The organism is Pseudomonas sp. FEMGT703P (assembly GCF_002786345.1).
GTDB lineage: Bacteria > Pseudomonadota > Gammaproteobacteria > Pseudomonadales > Pseudomonadaceae > Aquipseudomonas > Aquipseudomonas peli.
This window is the reverse complement of the sequence record NZ_PGCM01000002.1, coordinates 1-22,672: the sequence shown is the minus strand read 5'-3', so window position 1 is coordinate 22,672 and position 22,672 is coordinate 1. Positions and strand designations below refer to the sequence as shown.

The window sequence follows — 22,672 nt, the reverse complement described above, 5'->3', positions numbered from 1 at the left end:
AGCCCGTCCGGTTAACAGCTTTGGAGAGTCAAGAGCATGAGCAACTGGTTGGTAGACAAACTGATCCCATCGATCATGCGTTCCGAGGTCAAAAAGAGTTCGGTGCCCGAAGGCCTGTGGCATAAGTGCCCGTCCTGCGATTCGGTGCTGTACAAGCCTGAGCTGGAAAAGACCCTGGATGTTTGCCCCAAGTGCAATCACCACATGCGTATCGATGCCCGCACGCGCCTGGATATCTTCTTAGATGCGGAAGGACGTGAAGAGCTGGGCGCCGATCTTGAACCGGTTGATCGCCTCAAGTTTCGCGACAGCAAGAAGTACAAGGATCGCCTTGCTGGCGCGCAAAAGCAGACCGGCGAGAAAGATGCCCTGGTGTCGATTCGCGGCACCCTGGAAGGTATGCCGATTGTGACTTGCGCGTTCGAGTTCTCCTTTATGGGTGGTTCGATGGGCGCCATTGTGGGTGAGCGCTTTGTCCGCGCCGCCAATGCCGCTTTGGAGCAGCGTTGCCCGCTAGTGTGCTTCTCCGCATCCGGTGGTGCACGCATGCAAGAAGCGCTGATCTCGCTGATGCAGATGGCCAAGACTTCGGCCGTGCTGGCGCGCTTACGTGAAGAGGGTATTCCATTTGTTTCCGTGCTGACTGACCCCGTGTACGGCGGCGTGTCGGCCAGCCTGGCCATGCTCGGTGATGTGATTGTTGCCGAGCCCCGCGCTCTGATTGGCTTTGCTGGCCCGCGGGTGATCGAGCAGACTGTGCGTGAGAAGCTGCCGGAAGGCTTCCAACGCAGCGAATTCCTGTTGGAGCACGGCGCCATCGACATGATCATTCACCGCGCTGAACTGCGTCCGCGTCTCGCGCGTCTGCTGGCTCAGCTGATGGGCCTACCGTCGCCTGTAGCCTTGCCGGCGACTGCATGACCGAGCGCTCCCTTGCCGATTGGCTGAGCTATCTGGAGCAGCTGCACCCCAGTGCCATTGATATGGGGCTGGAGCGCTCGCGGATCGTTTTGCAGCGTCTTGGCTTGTCCAAGCTGGCGCCGCATGTGGTTACCGTCACTGGAACCAATGGCAAGGGTTCGACCTGTGCGTTTATTGCCTCGCTGCTGCAAGCGCAGGGCCTCAAAGTCGGTGTATACAGCTCACCGCACCTGTTGCGTTACAACGAGCGAGTACAGATCGCTAGCGTCGAAGCCACTGACGCCATGCTCTGTGAGGCGTTCGCCGTGGTCGAGGCCGCGCGTGGTGACACCTCACTGACCTATTTCGAAATGGGCACCCTGGCCGCCTTCTGGTTATTCCAGCAAGCTGGCCTGGATGCGCTGGTGCTGGAAGTTGGACTGGGCGGGCGCCTGGACGCAGTGAATCTACTGGACGCCGATATCGCTCTGGTTACCAGCATCGGCATCGACCACGCCGACTGGCTGGGTGATACCCGTGAGTCGGTGGCTTTCGAGAAGGCTGGTATTTTCCGTGCTGGAAAACCTGCTCTGTGTGGCGATCTTGAGCCGCCGCAGCCTTTGCTTGATCAAGTAGCACTGCTCGATGCTCCATTCTTTCTACGTGGCCGTGACTATGACCTGAGCCTGAGTGCGCAGGATTGGTCCTGGTACGGCCTTAATCATCAAGGCGAAGTGCTTAAGCTGGCCCACTTGCCGCTGCTCGACCTGCCCATGGAAAACGCTGCCCTGGCTCTGCAGGCGTATGCAGTGATGCAGCTACCCTGGCAGCCTGAGGTAATCAGTCAGGCGTTGCAGCAGACCCGGGTGACCGGGCGTCTAGATCGCAGAAGCCTCAATTGGCAGGGTAAGTCACTCACACTACTGCTCGATGTTGGGCATAATCCCCATGCTGCCGAGTATCTCGCTCAGCGTTTGGCCAGCCGTTCGCTATCAGGTAAACGCCTGGCCGTGTTTGGTTTGCTGGCTGACAAGGATCTGTCCGGTGTGGTGACGCCGTTGTTAAGCGAAGTGGACAGTTGGGCGGTGGCGGCTTTGCCGACCAGTCGCACGCGTGCAGCCAGCGAGCTGCAGGCGCATCTGCATAACAGCGGTGCGCAAGTGGCTGCTTACACCAGTGTGCAGGCAGCGCTTGAAGCTCAGTGTGAGCAGGCTTCGGATGGGGATGAAGTGCTGCTGTATGGATCTTTCTACTGCGTGGCCGAGGCCCTGGATTGGCTGGCCCGCCAAGCCAATGGGGGCGTGCAGGATGGCTTTGCTGGATAAGGGATTGAAGCAGCGCATGGTCGGTGCGTTGGTATTGCTGGCGCTGGCAGTTATTTTCCTGCCAATGCTGTTGTCGCGTGAGGATGAGTCGCAGCGCGTGCAGGTAGACGCGCCTGAAATGCCGGCGGCTCCCCAGGCTCCCGAAGTTGAATTACAGCCTGTGGCCGTGCCTGAACCGCAGCTTTTGCCTGATGAGCCGATTGGTAGCGAGGCCGCGCAAAGCCTGGAGCCAAGCGAGCCTGTTGTGAGTGAGCTGCCGGCCGAACCCATCACTCCAGGGACGCCAGCGGCCGCGCCTGAGCCTGTGGCAGAACCACCTCAGCCTGCGCCGAGTAAGCTGGATGCCAATAGCCTGCCGATCAGTTGGTCGGTGCAGCTGGCGAGTCTGTCCAGCAGCGATGGCGCGCAGAAACTGCAGAAAACTCTGCGCAGCCAGGGCTACAACGCCTATATCCGCAGCGTCGATGGCATGAACCGGGTATTTGTCGGGCCGCTGATCGAGCGTGCCGAGGCGGATCGCCTGCGTGATCAGCTCAATCGTCAGCACAAGCTCAATGGTTTTGTGGTGCGTTTTCAGCCCGAAGCCGGCTGAGTAAGCTGCTTGGCGTTCTTCGTCAAGCCGAACTGTTTGGCCCGCCACTAGGCGGGGCGGGCATTTCAGCGGTTGGCGAATCCTTTGCTTACGCCCCACACAGGTGCTCTGCTAAAATGCAGCGCCTTTCTCGTCGGTAACCTGCATCGTGGCATTCACCTGGGTCGATTGGGCGATTATCGCCGTTGTCGCCGTTTCAAGTCTGATCAGTCTGAGCCGTGGCTTCGTCAAGGAAGCCCTGTCATTGCTTACCTGGATCATTGCTGGCGTGGTCGCCTGGATGTTCGGCGGCGCACTGTCGCAGCACCTGGTGGATTTTATCGAAACACCCTCGGCGCGCGTGATTGCAGGTTGCGCGATTCTATTTGTGGTCACCCTGTTGGTAGGTGCCCTGGTCAATTACCTGATTGGTGAATTGATCCGGGTGACCGGACTGTCGGGGACCGATCGTTTTCTTGGCATGGTTTTCGGCGCGGCGCGCGGAGGCCTGCTGGTCGTGGTGCTGGTCGGTTTGATCAGCCTGGCACCGGTGGAGCAAGACAGCTGGTGGCAGGAATCAGCACTTGTACCGCATTTTCTGATGGTTGCTGATTGGTCGAAAAACCTGATTCTGGGTCTGTCCAGTGAGTGGCTGGCCAGCGGCGTTACGGCGCCGGTGGAGTTACCGTTCAAAGAGGCACTGCAGCAGCCTAAACTGCCGTAAGTGCATTGCGAATCATCGTGTTTCATTGAGTAGGGGTTGCGTCACATGTGCGGCATTGTCGGTATCGTCGGTAAATCGAACGTCAATCAGGCGCTGTATGACGGGCTCACCGTCCTCCAGCACCGCGGCCAGGATGCTGCCGGTATTGTCACCAGCCATGATGGCCGCCTGTTCCTGCGAAAGGACAACGGTCTGGTACGTGACGTGTTCCAACAACGCCACATGCAGCGTCTGGTCGGCCATATGGGCATTGGCCACGTGCGCTACCCGACTGCGGGTAGCTCCAGCTCGGCCGAAGCGCAGCCGTTCTACGTCAACTCGCCGTATGGCATCACCCTGGCGCACAACGGCAATTTGACCAACGTCGAGCAGCTGGCCAAGGAGATCTACGAGTCTGACCTGCGCCACGTGAACACCAACTCCGATTCGGAAGTGCTGCTTAATGTGTTCGCTCACGAGCTGGCCCAGCGCGGCAAACTGCAGCCCACCGAAGAAGACGTGTTTGCTGCCGTGACTGACGTGCACGAGCGCTGCCTGGGTGGCTACGCGGTAGTGGCGATGATCACCGGTTACGGCATTGTTGGTTTCCGCGACCCTAACGGCATTCGTCCGATCGTCTTCGGTCAGCGTCATACCGACGAAGGCGTGGAGTACATGATCGCCTCTGAAAGCGTCTCCCTCGACGTGCTTGGCTTCACCCTGATTCGCGACCTCGCGCCGGGTGAAGCGGTGTACATCACCGAAGAAGGCAAGCTGTTTACCCGTCAGTGCGCGGCGAACCCGAAATATGCTCCGTGCATCTTCGAACACGTTTATCTGGCGCGTCCGGACTCGATCATGGATGGCATCTCGGTGTACAAGGCGCGCCTGCGCATGGGCGAGAAGCTGGCTGACAAGATCCTCCGTGAACGTCCGCAGCATGATATTGACGTGGTTATCCCGATTCCTGATACCAGCCGTACCGCAGCACTGGAACTGGCTAACCATCTGGGCGTGAAGTTCCGCGAAGGCTTCGTCAAGAACCGTTATATCGGTCGTACCTTTATCATGCCGGGCCAGGCTGCCCGCAAGAAATCCGTGCGGCAGAAGCTCAACGCCATCGAGCTGGAGTTCCGCGGCAAGAACGTGATGCTGGTGGATGATTCCATCGTGCGCGGCACTACCTGCAAGCAGATCATCCAGATGGCCCGCGAAGCTGGAGCGAAGAACGTGTACTTCTGCTCGGCCGCGCCAGCGGTGCGTTATCCGAACGTGTACGGCATCGACATGCCCAGCGCCCATGAGTTGATCGCGCACGGCCGCACCACCGAGGAAGTGTGCGAGCTGATCGGCGCCGACTGGCTGATCTATCAAGATCTGCCGGACCTGATCGAAGCGGTCAGTGGCAGCAAGAAGATCAAGATCGACAACTTCGACTGCGCGGTGTTTGACGGTAAGTACGTGACCGGCGATGTCGACGCGGCCTACCTGGATAAGATCGAGCAGGCGCGCAACGATGCCTCCAAGGTCAAGTCCCAGGCCGTCAGCGCGATTATCGACCTGTACAACAACTAGGTTGCAGTCCGGCCCGCTGCGGCGGGCCGGTTGAGGAAATTGGCAATGACGATTGAATGGCAAGCCGGGCGTCTGGACAGCGATCTCGACGGCGTCGGCTTCGATACTCTGGCGGTGCGCGCCGGTCAGCACCGCTCGCCAGAAGGTGAGCACAGCGAGGCGATCTACCCAACCTCCAGCTACGTATTCCGCACCGCGGCCGATGCTGCCGCGCGTTTTGCTGGCGAAGTGCCGGGCAATGTCTATTCGCGCTACACCAACCCGACAGTGCGTGCTTTCGAGGAGCGCATTGCCGCCCTGGAAGGGGCCGAGCAGGCGGTCGCGACCTCATCCGGCATGTCGGCGATTCTGGCCATTGTCATGAGCCTGTGCAGCGCTGGCGACCACGTACTGGTGTCGCGCAGCGTATTCGGTTCGACCATCAGCCTGTTTGAGAAGTACCTCAAGCGCTTCGGCGTGCAGGTCGACTACGTGCCGCTGGCTGATCTTGATGGCTGGGCCGCTGCCTTCAAGCCCAACACTAAGCTGCTGTTTGTCGAGTCGCCGTCCAATCCGTTGGCCGAACTGGTGGACATTACTGCATTGGCGGATATCGCCCACAGCAAAGGCGCGCTACTGGCGGTGGATAACTGCTTCTGCACCCCGGCGTTGCAACAGCCGCTCAAGCTCGGTGCAGATGTGGTGATGCATTCGGCAACCAAATATATCGACGGTCAGGGCCGCAGCATGGGCGGTGTGGTCGCAGGCTCGGCCAAGCTGATGACTGAAGTAGTGGGCTTTCTACGTACCGCCGGGCCTACACTCAGCCCGTTCAACGCCTGGATCTTCCTCAAAGGCTTGGAAACCCTGCGCATCCGCATGCAGGCGCATTGCGCCAGCGCGCTGCAGTTGGCGCAGTGGCTGCAGCAACAGCCCGGCATTGAGCATGTCTACTACGCCGGTTTACCCAGTCATCCGCAGCATGAGTTGGCCAAGCGTCAGCAGAGTGCTTTCGGTGCCGTGGTCAGCTTCGAGGTCAAGGGTGGCAAAGAGACGGCTTGGCGTTTTATCGATGCCACGCGGGTGATCTCGATCACCACCAACCTCGGTGACACAAAGACCACCATCGCCCATCCCGCGACCACCTCGCACGGTCGTTTGAGTCCTGCTGAGCGTGCTAACGCCGGTATTCGCGACAACCTGATCCGCGTCGCGGTGGGCCTGGAAGACCTGGCCGACCTGCAAGCCGATCTGGCTCGCGGCCTGGCGGCGCTCTAAGTCGCTCTGCATACCTGACGGGCCTTTCCGGCCCGTCAGGGTGTTTCATTTCCCCCAACAGCATTCGCTACTTCGCCAAACCCGTGGGCGCGCAGAGTTGTGGGCAATCCTTTGGCTAGCTGCGGGTAAAACATGACGTACTTCAAAGTCTGAAGGTGCGCAGGCGCTAGCATCCATATCCAAGTGCGGCGTCTGACCGTGCGAAGAATAATAAGAACAGGGTCTGCCTGATGGACCGACTTCAGCCATGCGTATTGCCTGCCAATGGTGTGCTCCGCCAGAGCCTGCTGGAGCTGTTGGCGCGCAGTGAGCGCTTTGCCTTGACTTTATTGCTGGCCCCAGCCGGCTCGGGAAAGTCGACGTTGTTGCAACACTGGCGCGGCCGTTGCGCTGCGGTGGTGGTGCATTACCCGCTGCAAGCGCGGGACAGCGACCCATTGTGTTTTTTCCGTCGTCTGGCTGACAACATTCGCGCCCAGGTGGCCGATTTCGATACGTCCTGGTTCAACCCTTTGGCGGTAGCTTCCAGCCTGTCGCCGCAGCTGTTGGGTGATCTGCTCGCTGATGCCCTGGCGCGGGTCGAAGGTCCGTTGTTTATCGTGCTCGATGATTTTCAGTGGATCGAGTCGCGTAGCATTCTTGAGGTGATGGCGGCGCTGCTCGACAAGCTGCCTGCCCATGCCCACCTGATCATCGCCAGCCGTAATCACCCGGGCTTTGCCCTGAGCCAGCTGAAGCTGGAAAACCGTCTGCTGTGTATTGATCAGCATGACCTGCGTCTGTCGGTCGAGCAGGTACAGCAGCTCAACACTCACCTGGGCGGTCAGGCGCTGAGTCAGGCGTATGTCGACAGCCTGCTGGGCATGACCGAAGGCTGGGTGGCGGGGGTGAAGATTGCGCTGCTGGCCTATGCGCGCTTCGGCACTCAGGCGCTGCAGCGCTTTAACGGCAGTCAGCCAGAAATCGTCGATTACTTCGGCCATGTGGTGCTGCGCCAGTTGCCGCCGAACCTGCGTGAATTCCTGCTGTGCAGTGGCCTGTTTGAGCGCTTTGATGGCGCGCTTTGCGATCATGTGATGCAGCGCAGTGGCTCGGCTTTGCTGCTGGAAGAGTTGGCTGAGCGCCAGCTGTTTCTGTTGCCGGTGGACAATCAGCCAGGCTGGTTTCGTTTTCATGCCCTGTTGCAGGATTTTCTCTGTCGCCGCCTGCAGGTCGAGGAATACGCGCGTCTGGATCAGCTGCACAGTCGCGCCGCCGACTACTACCTGAGCCTGGGTGAGTATGAGCTGGCGTTGCAGCACGCCCGGCACTGTAGCGATCAGCGCATCTTCCTGGGGCTGCTGGAGCACTGCTGCGCGTCATGGGTGCGCAGCGGGCAGTTTGGCGACATTCTGCGCTGGCTTGAACCGCTGCCGGAGACGCAGCTGCTGGCGCAACCCAAGTTGCTCGGCTGGCTGATTGCGGCGCTATCACTGTCGCGGCGTTTTCATCAGGCGCATTACCACCTTGAGTTGCTCGATGCTCTCGAGCACACCACGCCAGGCGTAAATCTGGAGCCGGCAACACGGCAGTTTCTTGCCCTGTTGCTGGGCTTATTCGAGCAGGACAAGGACTTTGTGCCGCCGCCTGCCTGGCGCGACTTGCTGGGTGTGGGGCAAGACTTGGAAATTCGTGCTTGCACCTTGGCGGTGATTGCCTATCAGCATTTATTGGCCGCACGTCTACAGGATTCGATTCGTTTTGCCAGCGAGTCCAAGCAGTTGCTCGCGCAATGTGGACACAGCTTTCTGGAAAGTTACACCGATCTGATTATCGCGCTCTGCCACCGCAATGCCGGGCGCGCTACCCATGCGCGTAAGCAGGTGTGTCTGGACTACCAAAGCACTGATTCTGTTTCTCCGGCCTGGGTCAATCGCGCCACGGCCATGGTGGTGGTGCTGTATGAGCAGAATCAGCTGGTCGAGGCGCAGCAGCTGTGTAACGAGCTGATGGCGATGGTCAATTCGTCCTCGGCCACCGAAGCGATTGCCACGGTCTACATCACCTTGTCGCGGTTGTTGCATCGCCAGCAGCAGACGGCGCGTTCCAGCCGCTTGCTCGATCAACTGTCATGCATTCTGCAGTTGGGCAACTACGCGCGTTTTGTCAGCCAGGTGGCCCAGGAAAGCATGCGTCAGGCGTACCTGAGCGGTAAGAGTGCCGTCATGGATGCCGTAGCTCAGCGCTACGGTTTGTCTGGGCGGTTGCAGGCCGGGGAGTGGGAGCGCGTGCGCGCCTATGACGAAAGTTGGGAACGTCAGGGGTTGGCCTGTGTGTACTGGTTGCAGGCACGCGGTGCGCAGGCGCAGGCCGAGCGGATTCTCAAGGTGCTGGCGGCCTCGTTGCGGCAAAGTGAGATGCGTGCGCGGCTGCTGATCGTCGAAGCCAACCGCCTGGTGCTGGCGGCGCCCAGCCAGAGCAAGGGCCAGCAACTGGCTGCTTTGGCGGGGCTGGTTGAGACTTATGGCATCGTCAATATCAATCGCTCGGTATTCGATGAGGCCCCAGGTTTTGCCGCAGGTGTGCTGGATCTGGTGCAGGCCGGCTTATTGGTGGTACCGGACAACTACCGTGAGCACTACGCAGAGTTTCTCCAGGGTATTCAGGTTGCGCCGGCTCTTGATACGCTGGCCGGCGGCCTGCTGACAGGGCGTGAGGTGGAGGTGTTCGAGTGCCTGCTTAGCGGCCTGTCGAACACTCAGATTAGCGACAAGACCGGTATCGCTTTGTCCACCACCAAATGGCACCTGAAAAACATCTACGCCAAGCTCAATGTCTCCAGTCGCACCGAGGCGATTCTCTCCGTACGGCCGCGCGCCTCGCTCAACTAGACCGCCCTGCATAACTGATTGGCCATAGCCCCTCCGCTGGAAGGGGGCGTTGCGCCATACCCGTCGATAGGCTTGATCCTGCGCTGCTATGTCAGTAGCCGCCTTGTCCGTACAACAATAAAAACGGGAGCATTAGCCATGTCGGTATGGGTCACTTGGCCAGCTTTGACCAAGCTGGGAACGCTGGGCGTAGTCTCTGGACTACTGGTGCTGGCGGTTGAACGCCAGGCGTTGTTCGAGAACAACCTCTTCGATGTTGAAAACTACGCGGGCTACAACGCCAACATCACCTGTGATGCGCGCAGCCAGGCGGCTCGTACTGAAGACGGTACCTGCAACATTCTCAGTAACCCGGCCGAGGGTTCGGTGTATCGGCGCTTTGGCCGTAACGTCAACCCGGCGGTGACCCAGGGTGAAACCACCACCTTGCTTAGCCCTAACCCGCGTGAGGTGAGTAACAGCCTGATGGCACGCGAGGAGTTCAAGCCGGCGCCAAGCCTGAACTTTATCGCCGCCGCCTGGATTCAATTTATGGTGCACGACTGGTTCGATCACGGCCCGAATGCCGTCGCCGACCCGATCCAGTTCCCGCTGCCGCCGGGCGATGTGCTGGGCAGCGGCAGTATGTCGGTCAAGCGCACGCAGCCTGACCCGACACGCAGCGGCGCTGACGCCGGCAAGCCGCAAACCTACCGTAACCACAACACCCACTGGTGGGACGGCTCGCAGCTGTATGGCAGCAGCAAGGAAACCAACGACAAGGTGCGCTCGTTTGTTGACGGCAAGCTCAAGGTCAATGCCAACGGCACCTTGCCCACCGAGCTGCTCAGCGGCAAACCGGTAACCGGTTTCAATGAGAACTGGTGGGTTGGCCTGAGCATGCTGCATCAGCTGTTCACCCTCGAACACAACGCCATCGCCAGCAAGCTCAAGCAGAAGTACCCGGCGCAGAGCGACCAGTGGCTGTACGACCGCGCGCGCCTGATCAACTCGGCGCTGATGGCCAAGATCCACACCGTGGAATGGACTCCGGCGGTGATCGCCAACCCAATCACCGAGCGCGCCATGTATTCCAACTGGTGGGGTCTGCTCGGTCAGGGCGGCCCGCGTGACGACTTCCAGGCCGAAGTACGCATGCTGCAGGCGGACCTGGCGCGCTCCGATTCCTTCGTCAAACGCATCCTCGGCTTCGACCCGAACGTGGCGCCGGGCGTTGGTAACAGTGCCATCGACCACGCCCTTACCGGCATCGTCGGCTCCACCGCGCCGAACAACTACGGCGTGCCGTTCACCCTCACCGAAGAGTTTGTCGCGGTGTACCGCATGCACCCGCTGATGCGCGACAACGTGCAGGTGTATGACATCGGCTCAAATCAGGTTTCGCGCACCATCGCACTGCAGAACACCCGTGACCGTGACGCCGAAAACCTGCTCAACGACGAGCGCCCGGAGCGCCTGTGGTACTCATTCGGCATCACCAATCCGGGTTCGCTGACGCTGAACAACTACCCGAGCTTCTTGCGTAACCTGTCGATGCCGCTGGTGGGTGATATCGACCTGGCCGCCATCGATGTGTTGCGTGACCGTGAGCGTGGCGTGCCGCGCTATAACGAGTTCCGCCGGCAGATCGGCCTCAACCCGATCACCAAGTTCGAGGACCTGACCAAGGATGCCGCGACCCTGGCCGAGCTCAAGCGTCTGTATAACAACGACATCGAGAAAATCGACACCCTGGTCGGTCAGTTGGCGGAAACCGTACGTCCTGAGGGCTTTGCCTTCGGTGAAACGGCATTCCAGATCTTTATCATGAACGCCTCACGCCGCTTGATGGCGGACCGCTTCTACACCAAGGACTACCGCCCAGAGGTGTACACCCCGGAAGGGATCGACTGGGTCGAACACACCACCATGGTGGATGTGCTGCGTCGGCATAACCCGCAGCTGCAAGCCAGCCTGGCCGGTGTGGAAAATGCCTTCAAACCCTGGGGGCTGAATATTCCGGCGGACTACGAAAGCTGGCCTGGGGCCAACAAGCAGGAAAACCTTTGGGTCAACGGCGCGCTGCGCACCCAGTATGCGGCGGACAAACTGCCAGCGTTGCAGCCGGTGAATGTTGGCGGGTTGATCGGCTCAATCCTCTGGAACAAGGTCAAGGTGCGCAGCGACGTGGCCCCGGCCGGTTATGAGAAGCCGATTCATCCGCATGGTGTGATGGCCAAGGTCAAGTTCGTCGCGGTGCCCAATAACCCCTACAGCGGTCTGTTCCAGGGCTCTGACAGCGGCCTGCTGCGGCTGTCGGTTACCGGTGATCCGGCGGATCGTGGTTTCGCACCGGGGCTGGCGTGGAAGGCTTTTGTCGATGGCAAACCGTCGGAGAACGTTTCCGCGCTGTACACCCTGAGCGGGCAGGGCGCTAACCATAACTTCTTCGCCAACGAGCTGTCGCAGTACGTGGTGCCGGAAGCCAATGACACCCTGGGCACCACCATCCTGTTCTCCGCGGTGAGCCTCAAACCGACGTTGCTGCTGCTCAACGACCTGGCAGAAGTCACCCAGGCAGGCGCCGCCGTGGCTAAACCCAAAGCGCCGACGCAGATTTACTTTGTGCCGCGCACCGAGCTGCGTAATCGTTTCGCCAGCACGGCCCATGATTTCCGTACGGACCTGCTGACCCTGAATGCCGGCACCAAGGTCTACGACGTGTATGCCACCTCGATGGAAATCAAAAGTTCGATCATTCCATCCATCAGCCGCAACTACGCCACCCAGCGGCGCAACAGTGCGGTGAAGATCGGTGAGATGGAACTGACCTCCGCTTTTATCGCGTCTACCTTCGGTGACAGCGGTGTGTTCTTCAAGCACCAGCGTAACGAAGATAAGTAAGGATTCATCGCGGTAAACAAAAAGGCCTCTGTATCCACCGAGGCCTTTTTTATTGCTATGTCGCCTGATGACGTATCCGTAACCATCACTCGCGCAGGTCGATCGCCTCAGGAGTGTTCTGGTCAAACAGCTGCACAGGGTCGCGCGGCAAAATGCCAGGACGGTAGTCCTCACGTACGTCGCCCAGTACCCGGATATCGCTGTATTTCTTCCCAGACAACGCCGCCAGGCCTGCGCCATCGCGCACCACGGTTGGACGCAGGAAGACCATCAGGTTGCGCTTGATGCGGGTTTCCTTGGTTGAGCGGAACAGGGCGCCTACTAGCGGAATATCGCCGAGCAGTGGCACCTTGGAGTCAGCCTGGGTCACGTCATCCTGAATCAATCCGCCGAGCACGATAACCTGGCCGTTTTCGGCAAGGATAGTGCTCTTGATCGAGCGCTTGTTGGTAATCAGGTCGACGGCATTGACGCCCTGACTGGTGGGGGCAATGGAGGAAATTTCCTGCTCAATTTCCAGGCGCAGGTTGGCGCCTTCGTTGATGTGAGGGGTAACTTTCAGGGTCACGCCGATGTCCTGGCGTTCGATGGTGGTGAAGGGGTTGTCCGCGCCCGAACCGCTGGTGGTAAAGGAGCCGGTCTGGAAGGGGACGTTCTGCCCGACCAGAATTTCCGCTTTCTGGTGATCCAGAGTCAGCAGGCTGGGCGTGGACAGTAGATTACTTTTGCTATTTGCCGACAGCGCAGTAATCAGTACCCCGAAACTGTCTGTGCCCAGGCCGATGATGGCGCCATCCGGCAGGTTGGCCAGGGTGTTGTTATCAGTGTCGCTGCCGCTGTCCTGAATGGCTTGTAATACACGGCCCACAGACAATCCGGTGCCGCTGAAGTTGGTGCCGCCCAGGCCACCGGTACTGCCGCGGCCATCCACGGCCCACTGCACACCGAGGGCGTCGGTGATATCGCCTGAGACTTCGACAATCGCTGCCTCGACCATAACCTGAGCGCGTGGCACATCCAGCTGGCGCACGATGTCTTCCAAGGTCGCCACCACATCAGGTTCGGCCAGCAGCACCAGTGCGTTTAGGCTCTCGTCGGCGCGGATCAGGATGGTCTGCGGCTTGCCAGTGGTTTCACCACCGGTTTCAGGTTTGAGTTTTTCGGAAATCTCGCCGAGGGTTTCCGCCAGGCTCTTGGCATCACCATGACGCAGGCGAATCACGCGGGTATTGGCCGAGCGGCTGGTGGGTGTGTCCAGCGACTGTGCTAGGGCCATCAACTTGGCCCGTGCGGCCGGCGGGCCGAGCAGAATCAGGCGGTTGGTGCGGCCGTCGGCAATTACCTGAGTGCCGGACGCGCCCTTGGCCTGACCACGATCCACGGCATTGCGCAGCACTTCGGCGGTGTCCATGACCCAGGCGTGTTGCAGGTTGAGCACGCTGTAGTCGTTTTGGCCTTTCTGATCGAGCTGACGCAGCAGGTCTTCGATGCGTTCAATGTTGGCTGTACGGTCGCTGATGATGATGGCGTTGGCGCTGCTGATAGCGGCCAGGTGGCCGTACTGCGGCACCAGTGGGCGGATCAGCGGAATCAGTTCGGTCGCCGAGCCATGCTGTACCTGAATCAGTCGGGTTTCCAGGCGGTCTGGTGCGTTGCGCCCGGCGTCCGCATCGGCCTTGGCCTCGGCGTTGGGGACGATGCGCGCCTGGTCGCCCTGGGTGATCACGCTGAAGCCGTGGGTGGCCATCACCGAGAGAAACAGCTGATAAACCTCGGTCAGCGTCAGCGGGCTGTTGGATACCACGCTGACCTGGCCCTTGACCCGTGGGTCGACGACGAAGGTCTGTCCGCTGATCTGCGCGACCTGATCGATAAACTCACGGATATCGGCGCCTTTGAGGTTGATGGTCCAGCTTTCTTCCTGATGGCTGGCGCTGGGCGCTACAGCAGTAACGGCAGCACTCAGTGGCAGCGAGCTGAAGGCAAGGCCGGCGGCCAGCAGGGCGAAGGTGAGGCGCGAGAGAGTCGGAGTCATCGTGTCAGTTGGTTTCCAAGGGCTGTTCGGAGGATTCTGCAGTACCCGGCAGTGTGCTGGAGTCCTGCATCTGCTGGCGCAACGCATCCATGCGTTCACGTAATTGGCTCAGGTCATCGGATTCCATTTCGCTGAGCTGCTCAAGTGGGTCCGCTATAGCCTCCGAGGTATTGCTCTGCAGGCTGCTGGTGCTCGAGTTATTCAGCGGGAAGCTAAGGCTTTCGCGGCGGCCATTGCGCAGCAGTTCAACGTGGTCGGCAGCTACAGCATGCAGGCGCACACCGCTGCTGATCTCGCTGTTGAGGGTGTAGCGCTGGGCGGTGCTGCCTTCACTGCGAATAATCGCGGTGGAGCGCTGCGGATCGGCATGTACAAAACTGCCAAGCAGGGTCAGGCGCAGGTTGGTACTGGGTGCTGGGCTGTCGCTGGTTGCGCTGCTGGTGCCGAATAGCTGGCCAATTTCAGTAGGCTGTACAGCGGTTTGCACGGTAGTGGCCGAAGTGTCAGCCGCACTGATCGGGGTGCGCAGCAGGCGCAGCCAATCGGCACTTTGCCAGGCAAGGCAAGCGCTCATGGCGATCACCAGCGCAGAGCCCACCAGAGTGGTGGCATGGCGCTTCAGCCAGCGTTGGGAGGCCAAAAGGGGCAAGGGGCGTCACTCCGTAACTTATTATTATGTGGCGTGGATCGCGCGCTGATCATAGACACTTGCCGGGCATTTGGCAGCCCCCCGTTGGGGTAGTGTGTCGATCCGCTCAATGTGCTAAAGATAGTGCGCTGTTTTCATGCTGTTTCCGCCAACTTACAACAATTAATTCACAGAACCCTGGCTAGCTGTCCTGCGTTTGGCGCCTGTTGCGTGGTGTCGGGTTATTGTGACAAAGGCATGTTACGAATGAATGCGCTGCTTATCGAAGTGCCCTTACGGCGTTTGCCCTTCAGCTTTGCCAAGCGCCATGGTGTGGTGCTGTTAAGCGTTGAGGGTACATCCAGCCTGGTTTATCGCCCAGGCGTCGAACTGGTGGCGCTGAGCGAGGCGCAGCGGTTTGTTGGTGCACAGCTGCCGTTGCAGGCGCTGTCGGCAGAGGCCTTCGAGCAGGCCCTGGCCAAGGCCTATCAGCATGATTCAGCCTCCATGCAGTTGGCCGAAGACATCGGCGGCAGCCTGGACTTGGCGGCATTGGCCGAGCAGGTGCCGGAAACCGAAGACCTGCTGGAGCAGGAGGACGACGCGCCGATCATCCGCTTGATCAACGCCATCCTCGGCGAGGCGATCAAGGAAAACGCCTCGGACATCCACCTGGAAACCTTCGAAAAACGCTTAGTCGTGCGCTTCCGGGTGGACGGTATCCTGCGTGAAGTTCTGGAGCCCAAGCGAGAACTGGCGGCGTTATTGGTTTCGCGGATCAAGGTCATGGCGCGGTTGGATATCGCTGAAAAGCGCATCCCGCAGGATGGCCGTATTTCCCTGAAAGTCGGTGGCCGCGAGGTGGATGTGCGGGTTTCGACCCTGCCCTCGGCCAATGGCGAGCGGGTGGTGCTGCGTTTGCTCGACAAGCAGGCCGGCCGGCTCAACCTGCAACACCTGGGCATGAGCCCGCGTGACCGCGATCAGATGGAAGCCACCGTACGCAAGCCCCACGGCATTCTGCTGGTCACCGGGCCTACCGGTTCGGGTAAGACCACCACCTTGTACGCCAGCCTGGTCAGCCTGAATGACCGCACACGCAATATTCTTACCGTCGAAGACCCCATCGAATATCACCTCGAAGGCATCGGCCAGACCCAAGTTAACTCCAAGGTCGATATGACCTTTGCCCGTGGCCTGCGCGCGATCCTGCGTCAGGACCCGGACGTGGTGATGGTCGGCGAGATCCGCGACAAGGAAACCGCCGAAATCGCCGTGCAGGCCTCATTGACTGGTCACTTGGTGCTCTCGACCCTGCACACCAACAGTGCCATCGGCGCGATTACCCGTCTGGTGGATATGGGCATCGAGCCGTTTCTGTTGTCATCATCATTGCTCGGCGTGCTGGCCCAGCGCCTGGTGCGGGTGCTCTGCCCGCATTGCAAAGAGGCCTACCAGGCCGACGAAGCCGAGTGCAAATTGCTCGGCGTGCCGTTCGCACAGCCACCGACCCTTTACCACGCCCGCGGTTGCGCCGAGTGCCATCAGCAGGGCTACCGCGGCCGTACCGGCATCTACGAACTGGTGGTGTTCGATGACCACTTGCGCACGCTTATTCACAACGCCGCTTCTGAGCAGGACATGACCCGCCACGCCCGCAGCCTCGGCCCGAGTATCCGCGAGGATGGCCGGCGCAAGGTGTTGGAAGGGGCGACCACGGTTGAGGAAGTGCTGCGCGTGACTCGAGAAGAATAATGGCCGCGTTTGAATACCTCGCTCTCGACGGCAAAGGTCGCCAGCAGAAAGGCGTGCTGGAAGCCGACAGCGCGCGCCAGGTACGGCAGATTCTGCGCGAACGGCAACTGGCGCCGCTGGATGTGAAGGCCACGCGCACCCGTGAACATGCTGGGGCAGGCTCGCATTTCAGTTTTGCTCGGGGTATTTCCGCGCGTGATCTGGCGCTGATCACCCGTCAATTGGCAACCCTGGTGCAAGCGGCGCTGCCAATTGAGGAAGCCCTGCGTGCAGCTGCAGCTCAGGCCAGTTCGCCGCGTATCCAAAGCATGCTGCTGGCGGTGCGCGCGCGGGTGCTGGAAGGCCATGATCTGGCCAGCAGCCTGAAAGAATTTCCCTCGGCTTTCCCTGAGCTGTACCGCGCCACGGTGGCGGCGGGCGAGCATGCCGGCCACCTGGGTCCGGTGCTGGAGCAGTTGGCCGATTACACTGAACAACGTCAGCAGTCGCGGCAGAAAATCCAACTGGCGCTGCTTTATCCACTGATTCTGATGTGCGCTTCTTTGCTGATCGTCGGCTTCCTGCTCGGTTATGTGGTGCCGGACGTGGTGCGGGTGTTTGTCGACTCCGGGCAAACCCTGCCGGCGCTGACTCGCGGTCTGATTGCACTGAGTGATTGGGTCAAAGGCTGGGGCTGGCTGGCGGTGATTCTCGCCATCTTGGGCGTGTTCGCCCTGCGCTGGGCGCTGCGTGATGATGCGGTCAAGGCGCGCTGGCACGGCTTTCTGCTGCGCATCCCGCTGGTCGGGCGGTTGATTCGTGCCACTGACTGCGCGCGATTTGCTTCGACCCTGGCCATTCTGACCCGCAGCGGTGTGCCGTTGGTTGAAGCCCTGGGCATCGGCGCACAGGTAATTGCCAACCGGGTGATTCGCGCTGAAGTGGTGATTGCCGCGCAGAAGGTGCGCGAGGGCGGCAGCCTGACCCGCGCGCTGGAAGCCAGCGGCCAGTTTCCGCCGATGATGCTGCATATGATCGCCAGCGGTGAGCGCTCCGGTGAGCTGGATCAGATGCTGGCGCGTACCGCGCGCAATCAGGAAAACGATTTGGGTGCCCAGGTGGCACTGCTGGTGGGGCTGTTCGAGCCCTTTATGCTGGTCTTTATGGGGGCGGTGGTGCTGGTGATCGTACTGGCCATTCTGCTGCCGATTCTGTCTCTCAATCAGTTGGTGGGGTAAGCAGTGAACAAGCGTCAATCCGGTTTTACGCTGATCGAAATCATGGTTGTGGTAGTCATTCTCGGCATCCTCGCCGCGTTGGTGGTGCCGCAGGTGATGAGCCGGCCCGATCAGGCCAAGGTCACCGTGGCCAAGGGTGATATCAAGGCCGTGGCCGCCGCGCTGGATATGTACAAGCTCGACAACCACGGCTACCCCAGCACCCAGCAGGGATTGGAAGCGCTGGTGAAGAAACCTTCTGGCAACCCGCAGCCGAAGAACTGGAACCGCGACGGTTACCTCAAGCGCCTGCCGGTCGATCCGTGGGGCAACGTCTACCAATACCTGGCGCCGGGCACCAAGGGTGCTTTTGACCTGTATTCCCTGGGCGCCGACGGCAAGGAAGGCGGCAGTGATCAGGATACCGATATCGGTAACTGGGACCTCTGATCCCCATGCGCCAGCAACCGAGCCAGGCTGGGGGCTTTACCCTGATCGAACTGCTGGTGGTGCTGGTGATTCTCGGCAGCCTGATCGGTATTGCGGTGCTTAGCGTGGGCATCGCCGGTCCGGGGCGCGAGTTGCACAACGAAGCCGAACGGCTGGCCGGGTTGATTGGCGTGCTGGCCGAGGAAGCGGTGCTGGATAACCAGGAGTACGGCCTGCTGCTCAGTCGCGAGGCCTATCAGGTGCTGCGCTACGACTCGGCGAAACAGAGTTGGCAGGCCTTGTCGGCCAAGCCCCATAAGCTGCCGGGCTGGGCCGAACTGAGTGTTGAGTTGGAAGGTGCGGCGCTGGAGCTACCTCTGCCTGAGGGCGAAGAACCCAGCAAAGGTGCACTGACGCCACAGTTGTTGTTGCTGTCGAGCGGGGAAATCAGTCCGTTTCGTTTGCGCTTGGCCGAGCGCCGCGCCGATGGGCTGCGCCTGCAATTGGTCAGCGATGGTTTCCAGCTGCCAAAGGTTGAGAGCGAGCAGCCGGCAGGACGCAAACGATGAGGCGCGCGGGCGGCTTTACCCTGCTTGAGGTGCTGATTGCTTTGGCAATTTTCGCGCTGGTCGCCGCTAGCGTGCTGACCGCCACTGCGCGCAGCCTGCAAACCGCCTCGCGGTTGGAAGAAAAGACTCTGGCTATGTGGATCGCCGACAACCAGCTGGCTGAGTTGCAGTTGTCGAAGACTCCGGTTGCTGATGGCCGCGACCAGGGCGAGGTGGATTTCGCCGGGCGACGCTGGCAGTGGCAAAGCGAGGTGCTGGCCACCAGCGAGGCGGATATGCGCCGCGTCACCCTGTGGGTCGCGCCCGCAGAGCAGGGACGTTTAGGCGGTGATATACGTGAGCGCGCGGTGGTCAGCCTGAATGGTTTTCTCGGGGTGATGCAATGAGGGGCGCGCGCGGTTTTACCCTGCTTGAATTGCTGATTGCCATCGCCATCTTTGCCCTGCTGGGGCTGGGCACCTACCGCATGCTCGACAGCGTGCTGCAAACCGACAGGGTCACCCGTGACCATGAACTGCAACTGCGCGAGCTGGTGCGCGCCATGGCCGCATTCGAGCGCGATGTGTTGCAGGTGCAGGCCAGGCCCACGCGTGATCCATTTGGTGATCCGCGCGCCGCGTTGCTTGGCGAAGACCTCGATAACCCTGCCCTGGAACTGACTCGCAGCGGCTGGCGCAATCCCCTGGGGCAGCCGCGCTCTGGCCTGCAGCGCGTGCGCTGGCAACTCAGTGGTGAGCAATGGCAGCGTCAGTACTGGACGGTGCTGGATCAAGCGCAGGATAGCCAGCCGCAGGTGCAGCAGGCGCTGGATGGGGTGACGCGACTGCAGTTGCGTTATCTGGATCAGGAAGGCACCTGGCAGACCAGTTGGCCGCCACTGGGCAACAACCCGGACGATGCGCTCAAGTTGTTACCGCAGGCCGTTGAACTGGTGCTGGAGCATCGTCGTTATGGCGAGTTGCGCCGTCTGCTGCGTTTGCCAGAAGGCTTACCGGAGCGCTTGCAGCAAGCGCCCGAGCCGAGCCCGGACGATCCCGCCGAGCCCGGCGGTGATATTCCCGAGGAGCCGCGCTCATGAGTCGGCAGCGCGGCATGGCGCTGATTACCGTGTTGCTGGTGGTAGCGGTGGTCACGGTGGTCAGCGCCGGGATTATCGCCCGTCAGCAACTGTCGATCCGCAGCAGCGCTAATCAGTTACACGTCCGCCAAGCCTGGCAGTACGCCCTGGGCGGCGAGACCCTGGCCAAGGCCATTTTGCAGCGTGACCTGCGCGAAGGTGACCCGCGTGCGCCAGTGGATCATCCGGGCGAAGCATGGGCCAAAGTCCGAGCGCCCTTTGCTCTGGATGAGGGCGGCGCCTTGCGTGTGCAGATCACCGATCTGACCGCACGTTTCAACCTCAACAGCGTGCTGCGCCAGGGCCAGCCCAACGAGGCCGCCGTGGCGCAATTTCGTCGTCTGCTGCTGGGGTTGCAGATCGAAGCGCCTTACGCCGAGCGGCTGCTCGATTGGCTGGATGCCGATGATCAGCCAGGCGGCGGTTACGGTGCGGAAGACAATCAGTACCTGCTCGCGCAGCCACCTTATCGCGCAGGCAACCGCGAGTTGAAGGATGTCTCCGAGCTGCGCCTGTTGCTGGAAATGACCGAGGCGGATTACCAGCGCTTATCGCCCTATGTCAGCGCCTTGCCGGCGGATGCCACGCTCAACGTCAATACTGCCAGTGCGCGGGTATTGGCCAGCGTGGCCGAAGGGCTGCCGCTGAGTACTGCTCAGGGCCTGGTCGCCGCGCGGGGCAGTGAGGGCTATCGTGATTTACCGAGCTTTACTGCGCAGCTAAGCGGCTTGCAGGTACAGAGCCAAGGGTTGGCTGTGGGTAGTCAATATTTTCAGGTGCTCAGCGAGGTCACTGTGGGTGAGCGCCGTCAGGTTTTACGCAGTACCTTGCAGCGCGCCAGTGATGGCAAGTTGTATGTTCTAGCCCGTGATTTGGGACAGGGCGGTATGCCGCCGGCGCCCGTTGAGGAAGTCGAACCATGAGTCAGACCTATGTATTTCTGCCTCCCGCCGCCTGTGCTGGCGCGCAGGCGGATCTACCCGTGCAGTGGGTGGCCGACGGGGTAAGTGAAGCCCTGGCGTTTGGTGACGCGCAGATGCAGCTTGGCACCAGCTGGACCCTGGTCCTGCCCGTTGAGGCGGTGACGGCCTGCGCGGTTAACCTGCCGACGCGCAAAGCCCGCTGGCTGCGTCAGGCGTTGCCGTTTGCGGTGGAAGAGCTGCTTGCCGAAGAAGTCGAACTGATGCACCTGGCGTTGGGCGAGCAATTAGCCGATGGTCGCCATCGGGTGTTTGCCGTGCGCCGCAGCTGGCTGGCCGGCTGGCTGGCGTTGTGCCCCACAGCGCCGCAGGCGATTGTGGTGGATGCCGATCTATTGCCCGGGCCGGGTACTGCGCTCTTGCCGCTGCATGGCCGTTGGTTGCTGGGCGGCGAAAATGTCTCGCAAATGGCGCTGCAGGCGCAGGACTGGCCGCAGCTGAGCCCCTTGTGTGTGCAACCGCAGGTGGTCTGGTGTGACTCTCAGCATCAAGCGCCACAGCCGGTGGATGAACGCATGGCGGTGACCGAGCCCTTTGTTTGGCTCGCTCAACAGCCGCTGCGTAACAACCTGGCCCAGGGCGAGTTCGCCGTGCAAAGCAGTAATGGCCACTGGCAACGCTGGCGGCCATTGTTGGGGCTGGTCGGCATGTGGCTGGTGTTGCAGTGGGGCTTCAATCTGGCACAGGGCTGGCATCTGCAGCGTCAGGCCGATGAATACGCTGCCGCCAGCGCCGCGTTGTACAAGGAGCTGTTCCCGCAGGACAGCAAGCTGGTCAACCTGCGTGCGCAGTTTGATCAGCATCTGCAGGCCGGCGCGGGCAGCGGGCAAACCCGTCTGCTCGGCTTGCTCGCACAGGTCAGCGGCGCGTTGGCTGCCGAAGGCGGCCAAGTACAGATCAGTCAGGTGGATTTCAGCGAGGTACGTGGCGATCTGGCCATGCAGGTACAGGCTGCAGGTTTTGCCGAGTTGGAGCGCCTGCGTGAGCGCTTGCAGGAAAGTGGCTTGGCGGTGCAGCTGGGCTCGGCCAGCCGGGAAGAGGCGGGCGTCAGCGCGCGCGTGGTGATCGGAGGATGAGCATGGTTCCGCAAGGCAAAGGCTTTACCGCGCAATTGGATAATTCGCTGTTGCTGCAGCGCTGGCGTGCTCTGGCGCCGCGTGAGCAGTTCTCGCTTGGTAGCTTGGGCGCGTTTCTGCTGCTGGTGTTGCTCTACCTGACGCTCTGGCAGCCGACGCAAGAGCGCCTGGCCGCAGCGCGCAGTGCGTTTGAAACGCAGCGCGAGTTGAATGCCTACCTGCATAGCCAGGCGCCGGCGGCGCGCAATCTGGCCAGTACCCCGCAGCAGGCGATTGATCCGGAGCGGCTGCAAGGCATGGTCACGGCCACGGCGGCAACCCAGGGCCTGACCATCGAGCGCCTGGACAACTCCGGCGATGGTGCTGTGCAGCTCAACCTGCAGCCGGCGCCTTTTGCCCAGTTGCTGCGTTGGTTCACCGTGCTGCAGGAGCAGGGCGTACAAATCGCCGAAGCCGGGCTGGATCGCGCCGAAGACAATAAGGTGGCTGCTCGGCTCAGTCTGCGGGTGGCGCAATAAGGGTGCAGGGTGCCCTGTGATAGCACCTGGCAAGGGCGGCGGTTTTTACACTTTTTTAGAAAAACTTGAAGCAGGGTGTTGACTTAGGTGCGGCCCTTGCGTAAATTTCGCGCCTCGCAAGCAGCGGGTGATTAGCTCAGCTGGGAGAGCATCTGCCTTACAAGCAGAGGGTCGGCGGTTCGATCCCGTCATCACCCACCACTCTTGTGAAACCGGACGAAAGTCCACCGACGCGCAGCGGTAGTTCAGTCGGTTAGAATACCGGCCTGTCACGCCGGGGGTCGC

The 22,672-nt window shown here is 60.9% G+C and carries 19 protein-coding genes and 1 tRNA gene; 18 read left to right on the top strand and 2 right to left on the bottom strand.

Annotation, left to right across the window (positions count from 1 at the left end):
• The first annotated feature begins 36 nt into the window (after positions 1 to 36).
• The 8 genes from accD to CUR33_RS00660 all read left to right on the top strand — a co-directional run bounded on the left by accD (position 37) and on the right by CUR33_RS00660 (position 12,084).
• Complete coding sequence (gene accD / locus CUR33_RS00695) at positions 37 to 921, top strand: acetyl-CoA carboxylase, carboxyltransferase subunit beta (protein ID WP_289238387.1); 885 nt, start codon at positions 37 to 39, stop codon at positions 919 to 921.
• Positions 918 to 2,225, top strand: a complete 1,308-nt coding sequence (folC, locus tag CUR33_RS00690; protein WP_289238386.1) for a bifunctional tetrahydrofolate synthase/dihydrofolate synthase — start codon at positions 918 to 920, stop codon at positions 2,223 to 2,225. Before accD ends, folC begins: the two co-directional genes overlap by 4 nt.
• Positions 2,209 to 2,817 (top strand): SPOR domain-containing protein, encoded by a 609-nt coding sequence (locus CUR33_RS00685; RefSeq protein WP_289238385.1) that lies wholly within the window; start codon positions 2,209 to 2,211, stop codon positions 2,815 to 2,817. The genes folC and CUR33_RS00685 overlap by 17 nt, the downstream gene beginning before the upstream one ends.
• Positions 2,818 to 2,965: 148 nt before the next feature.
• Complete coding sequence (locus CUR33_RS00680) at positions 2,966 to 3,520, top strand: CvpA family protein (RefSeq protein WP_160087864.1); 555 nt, start codon at positions 2,966 to 2,968, stop codon at positions 3,518 to 3,520.
• A gap of 45 nt (positions 3,521 to 3,565) precedes the next feature.
• Positions 3,566 to 5,074 carry an amidophosphoribosyltransferase gene (gene purF / locus CUR33_RS00675; RefSeq protein WP_090252254.1) on the top strand — a complete coding sequence of 503 codons (1,509 nt, stop codon included), beginning with the start codon at positions 3,566 to 3,568 and terminating at the stop codon, positions 5,072 to 5,074.
• A gap of 45 nt (positions 5,075 to 5,119) precedes the next feature.
• Positions 5,120 to 6,331, top strand: a complete 1,212-nt coding sequence (locus tag CUR33_RS00670; protein ID WP_289238384.1) for an O-succinylhomoserine sulfhydrylase — start codon at positions 5,120 to 5,122, stop codon at positions 6,329 to 6,331.
• Positions 6,332 to 6,561: 230 nt separating this feature from the next.
• The gene (locus CUR33_RS00665; protein WP_289238383.1) at positions 6,562 to 9,201 is read left to right on the top strand and encodes a LuxR C-terminal-related transcriptional regulator; all 2,640 of its coding nucleotides are present in this window, start codon (positions 6,562 to 6,564) and stop codon (positions 9,199 to 9,201) included.
• Positions 9,202 to 9,339: 138 nt separating this feature from the next.
• Positions 9,340 to 12,084: a peroxidase family protein gene (locus tag CUR33_RS00660; protein WP_289238382.1), complete on the top strand. Its 2,745-nt coding sequence runs from the start codon at positions 9,340 to 9,342 to the stop codon at positions 12,082 to 12,084.
• Positions 12,085 to 12,169: 85 nt separating this feature from the next.
• On the opposite strand, the gene gspD is transcribed toward CUR33_RS00660, so the two are convergent.
• Both gspD and CUR33_RS00650 read right to left on the bottom strand, forming a co-directional pair.
• Positions 12,170 to 14,119, bottom strand: coding sequence for a type II secretion system secretin GspD (gene gspD, locus CUR33_RS00655; RefSeq protein ID WP_289238381.1), 1,950 nt, complete (start codon positions 14,117 to 14,119; stop codon positions 12,170 to 12,172).
• A 4-nt stretch (positions 14,120 to 14,123) separates the two neighbouring features.
• Positions 14,124 to 14,768 (bottom strand): type II secretion system protein N, encoded by a 645-nt coding sequence (locus tag CUR33_RS00650; protein WP_289238380.1) that lies wholly within the window; start codon positions 14,766 to 14,768, stop codon positions 14,124 to 14,126.
• Between the two features lie 246 nt (positions 14,769 to 15,014).
• On the opposite strand from CUR33_RS00650, the gene gspE reads away from it, so the two are divergent.
• The 10 genes from gspE to CUR33_RS00600 all read left to right on the top strand — a co-directional run bounded on the left by gspE (position 15,015) and on the right by CUR33_RS00600 (position 22,588).
• Positions 15,015 to 16,502: a type II secretion system ATPase GspE gene (gspE, locus tag CUR33_RS00645; protein ID WP_289238379.1), complete on the top strand. Its 1,488-nt coding sequence runs from the start codon at positions 15,015 to 15,017 to the stop codon at positions 16,500 to 16,502.
• On the top strand, positions 16,502 to 17,719 hold the full coding sequence (xcpS, locus tag CUR33_RS00640) for a GspF family T2SS innner membrane protein variant XcpS (protein ID WP_289238378.1): 1,218 nt from the start codon (positions 16,502 to 16,504) through the stop codon (positions 17,717 to 17,719). The genes gspE and xcpS overlap by 1 nt, the downstream gene beginning before the upstream one ends.
• 3 nt (positions 17,720 to 17,722) lie before the next feature.
• Positions 17,723 to 18,148, top strand: coding sequence for a type II secretion system major pseudopilin GspG (gene gspG, locus CUR33_RS00635; RefSeq protein WP_289238377.1), 426 nt, complete (start codon positions 17,723 to 17,725; stop codon positions 18,146 to 18,148).
• A 5-nt stretch (positions 18,149 to 18,153) separates the two neighbouring features.
• Entirely contained in the window at positions 18,154 to 18,696 is a 543-nt protein-coding gene (gene gspH / locus CUR33_RS00630; RefSeq protein WP_090252280.1) for a type II secretion system minor pseudopilin GspH, read from the top strand.
• Complete coding sequence (gene gspI, locus CUR33_RS00625; protein WP_289238376.1) at positions 18,693 to 19,082, top strand: type II secretion system minor pseudopilin GspI; 390 nt, start codon at positions 18,693 to 18,695, stop codon at positions 19,080 to 19,082. Before gspH ends, gspI begins: the two co-directional genes overlap by 4 nt.
• Entirely contained in the window at positions 19,079 to 19,774 is a 696-nt protein-coding gene (gene gspJ, locus CUR33_RS00620; protein ID WP_289238375.1) for a type II secretion system minor pseudopilin GspJ, read from the top strand. Before gspI ends, gspJ begins: the two co-directional genes overlap by 4 nt.
• A complete protein-coding gene (gene gspK / locus CUR33_RS00615; protein ID WP_289238374.1) occupies positions 19,771 to 20,736 on the top strand; it encodes a type II secretion system minor pseudopilin GspK in 966 nt (321 codons plus the stop codon). The genes gspJ and gspK overlap by 4 nt, the downstream gene beginning before the upstream one ends.
• Complete coding sequence (gene gspL / locus CUR33_RS00610) at positions 20,733 to 21,869, top strand: type II secretion system protein GspL (protein ID WP_289238373.1); 1,137 nt, start codon at positions 20,733 to 20,735, stop codon at positions 21,867 to 21,869. The genes gspK and gspL overlap by 4 nt, the downstream gene beginning before the upstream one ends.
• The gene (locus CUR33_RS00605) at positions 21,866 to 22,387 is read left to right on the top strand and encodes a type II secretion system protein M (RefSeq protein ID WP_289238372.1); all 522 of its coding nucleotides are present in this window, start codon (positions 21,866 to 21,868) and stop codon (positions 22,385 to 22,387) included. Before gspL ends, CUR33_RS00605 begins: the two co-directional genes overlap by 4 nt.
• A gap of 125 nt (positions 22,388 to 22,512) precedes the next feature.
• Positions 22,513 to 22,588, top strand: a tRNA-Val gene (locus tag CUR33_RS00600).
• Positions 22,589 to 22,672: the final 84 nt, after the last annotated feature.

Coding starts and splice junctions, on each gene's coding strand:
- gspD (WP_289238381.1), bottom strand. CDS start 14,119: ATGACTCCGACTCTCTCGCGCCTCACCTTCGCCCTGCTGGCCGCCGGC.
- gspE (WP_289238379.1), top strand. CDS start 15,015: ATGAATGCGCTGCTTATCGAAGTGCCCTTACGGCGTTTGCCCTTCAGC.
- CUR33_RS00660 (WP_289238382.1), top strand. CDS start 9,340: ATGTCGGTATGGGTCACTTGGCCAGCTTTGACCAAGCTGGGAACGCTG.
- xcpS (WP_289238378.1), top strand. CDS start 16,502: ATGGCCGCGTTTGAATACCTCGCTCTCGACGGCAAAGGTCGCCAGCAG.
- gspI (WP_289238376.1), top strand. CDS start 18,693: ATGAGGCGCGCGGGCGGCTTTACCCTGCTTGAGGTGCTGATTGCTTTG.
- gspJ (WP_289238375.1), top strand. CDS start 19,079: ATGAGGGGCGCGCGCGGTTTTACCCTGCTTGAATTGCTGATTGCCATC.
- gspH (WP_090252280.1), top strand. CDS start 18,154: ATGCGCCAGCAACCGAGCCAGGCTGGGGGCTTTACCCTGATCGAACTG.
- accD (WP_289238387.1), top strand. CDS start 37: ATGAGCAACTGGTTGGTAGACAAACTGATCCCATCGATCATGCGTTCC.
- CUR33_RS00665 (WP_289238383.1), top strand. CDS start 6,562: ATGGACCGACTTCAGCCATGCGTATTGCCTGCCAATGGTGTGCTCCGC.
- CUR33_RS00670 (WP_289238384.1), top strand. CDS start 5,120: ATGACGATTGAATGGCAAGCCGGGCGTCTGGACAGCGATCTCGACGGC.
- purF (WP_090252254.1), top strand. CDS start 3,566: ATGTGCGGCATTGTCGGTATCGTCGGTAAATCGAACGTCAATCAGGCG.
- CUR33_RS00605 (WP_289238372.1), top strand. CDS start 21,866: ATGAGCATGGTTCCGCAAGGCAAAGGCTTTACCGCGCAATTGGATAAT.
- CUR33_RS00685 (WP_289238385.1), top strand. CDS start 2,209: ATGGCTTTGCTGGATAAGGGATTGAAGCAGCGCATGGTCGGTGCGTTG.
- gspK (WP_289238374.1), top strand. CDS start 19,771: ATGAGTCGGCAGCGCGGCATGGCGCTGATTACCGTGTTGCTGGTGGTA.
- folC (WP_289238386.1), top strand. CDS start 918: ATGACCGAGCGCTCCCTTGCCGATTGGCTGAGCTATCTGGAGCAGCTG.
- gspL (WP_289238373.1), top strand. CDS start 20,733: ATGAGTCAGACCTATGTATTTCTGCCTCCCGCCGCCTGTGCTGGCGCG.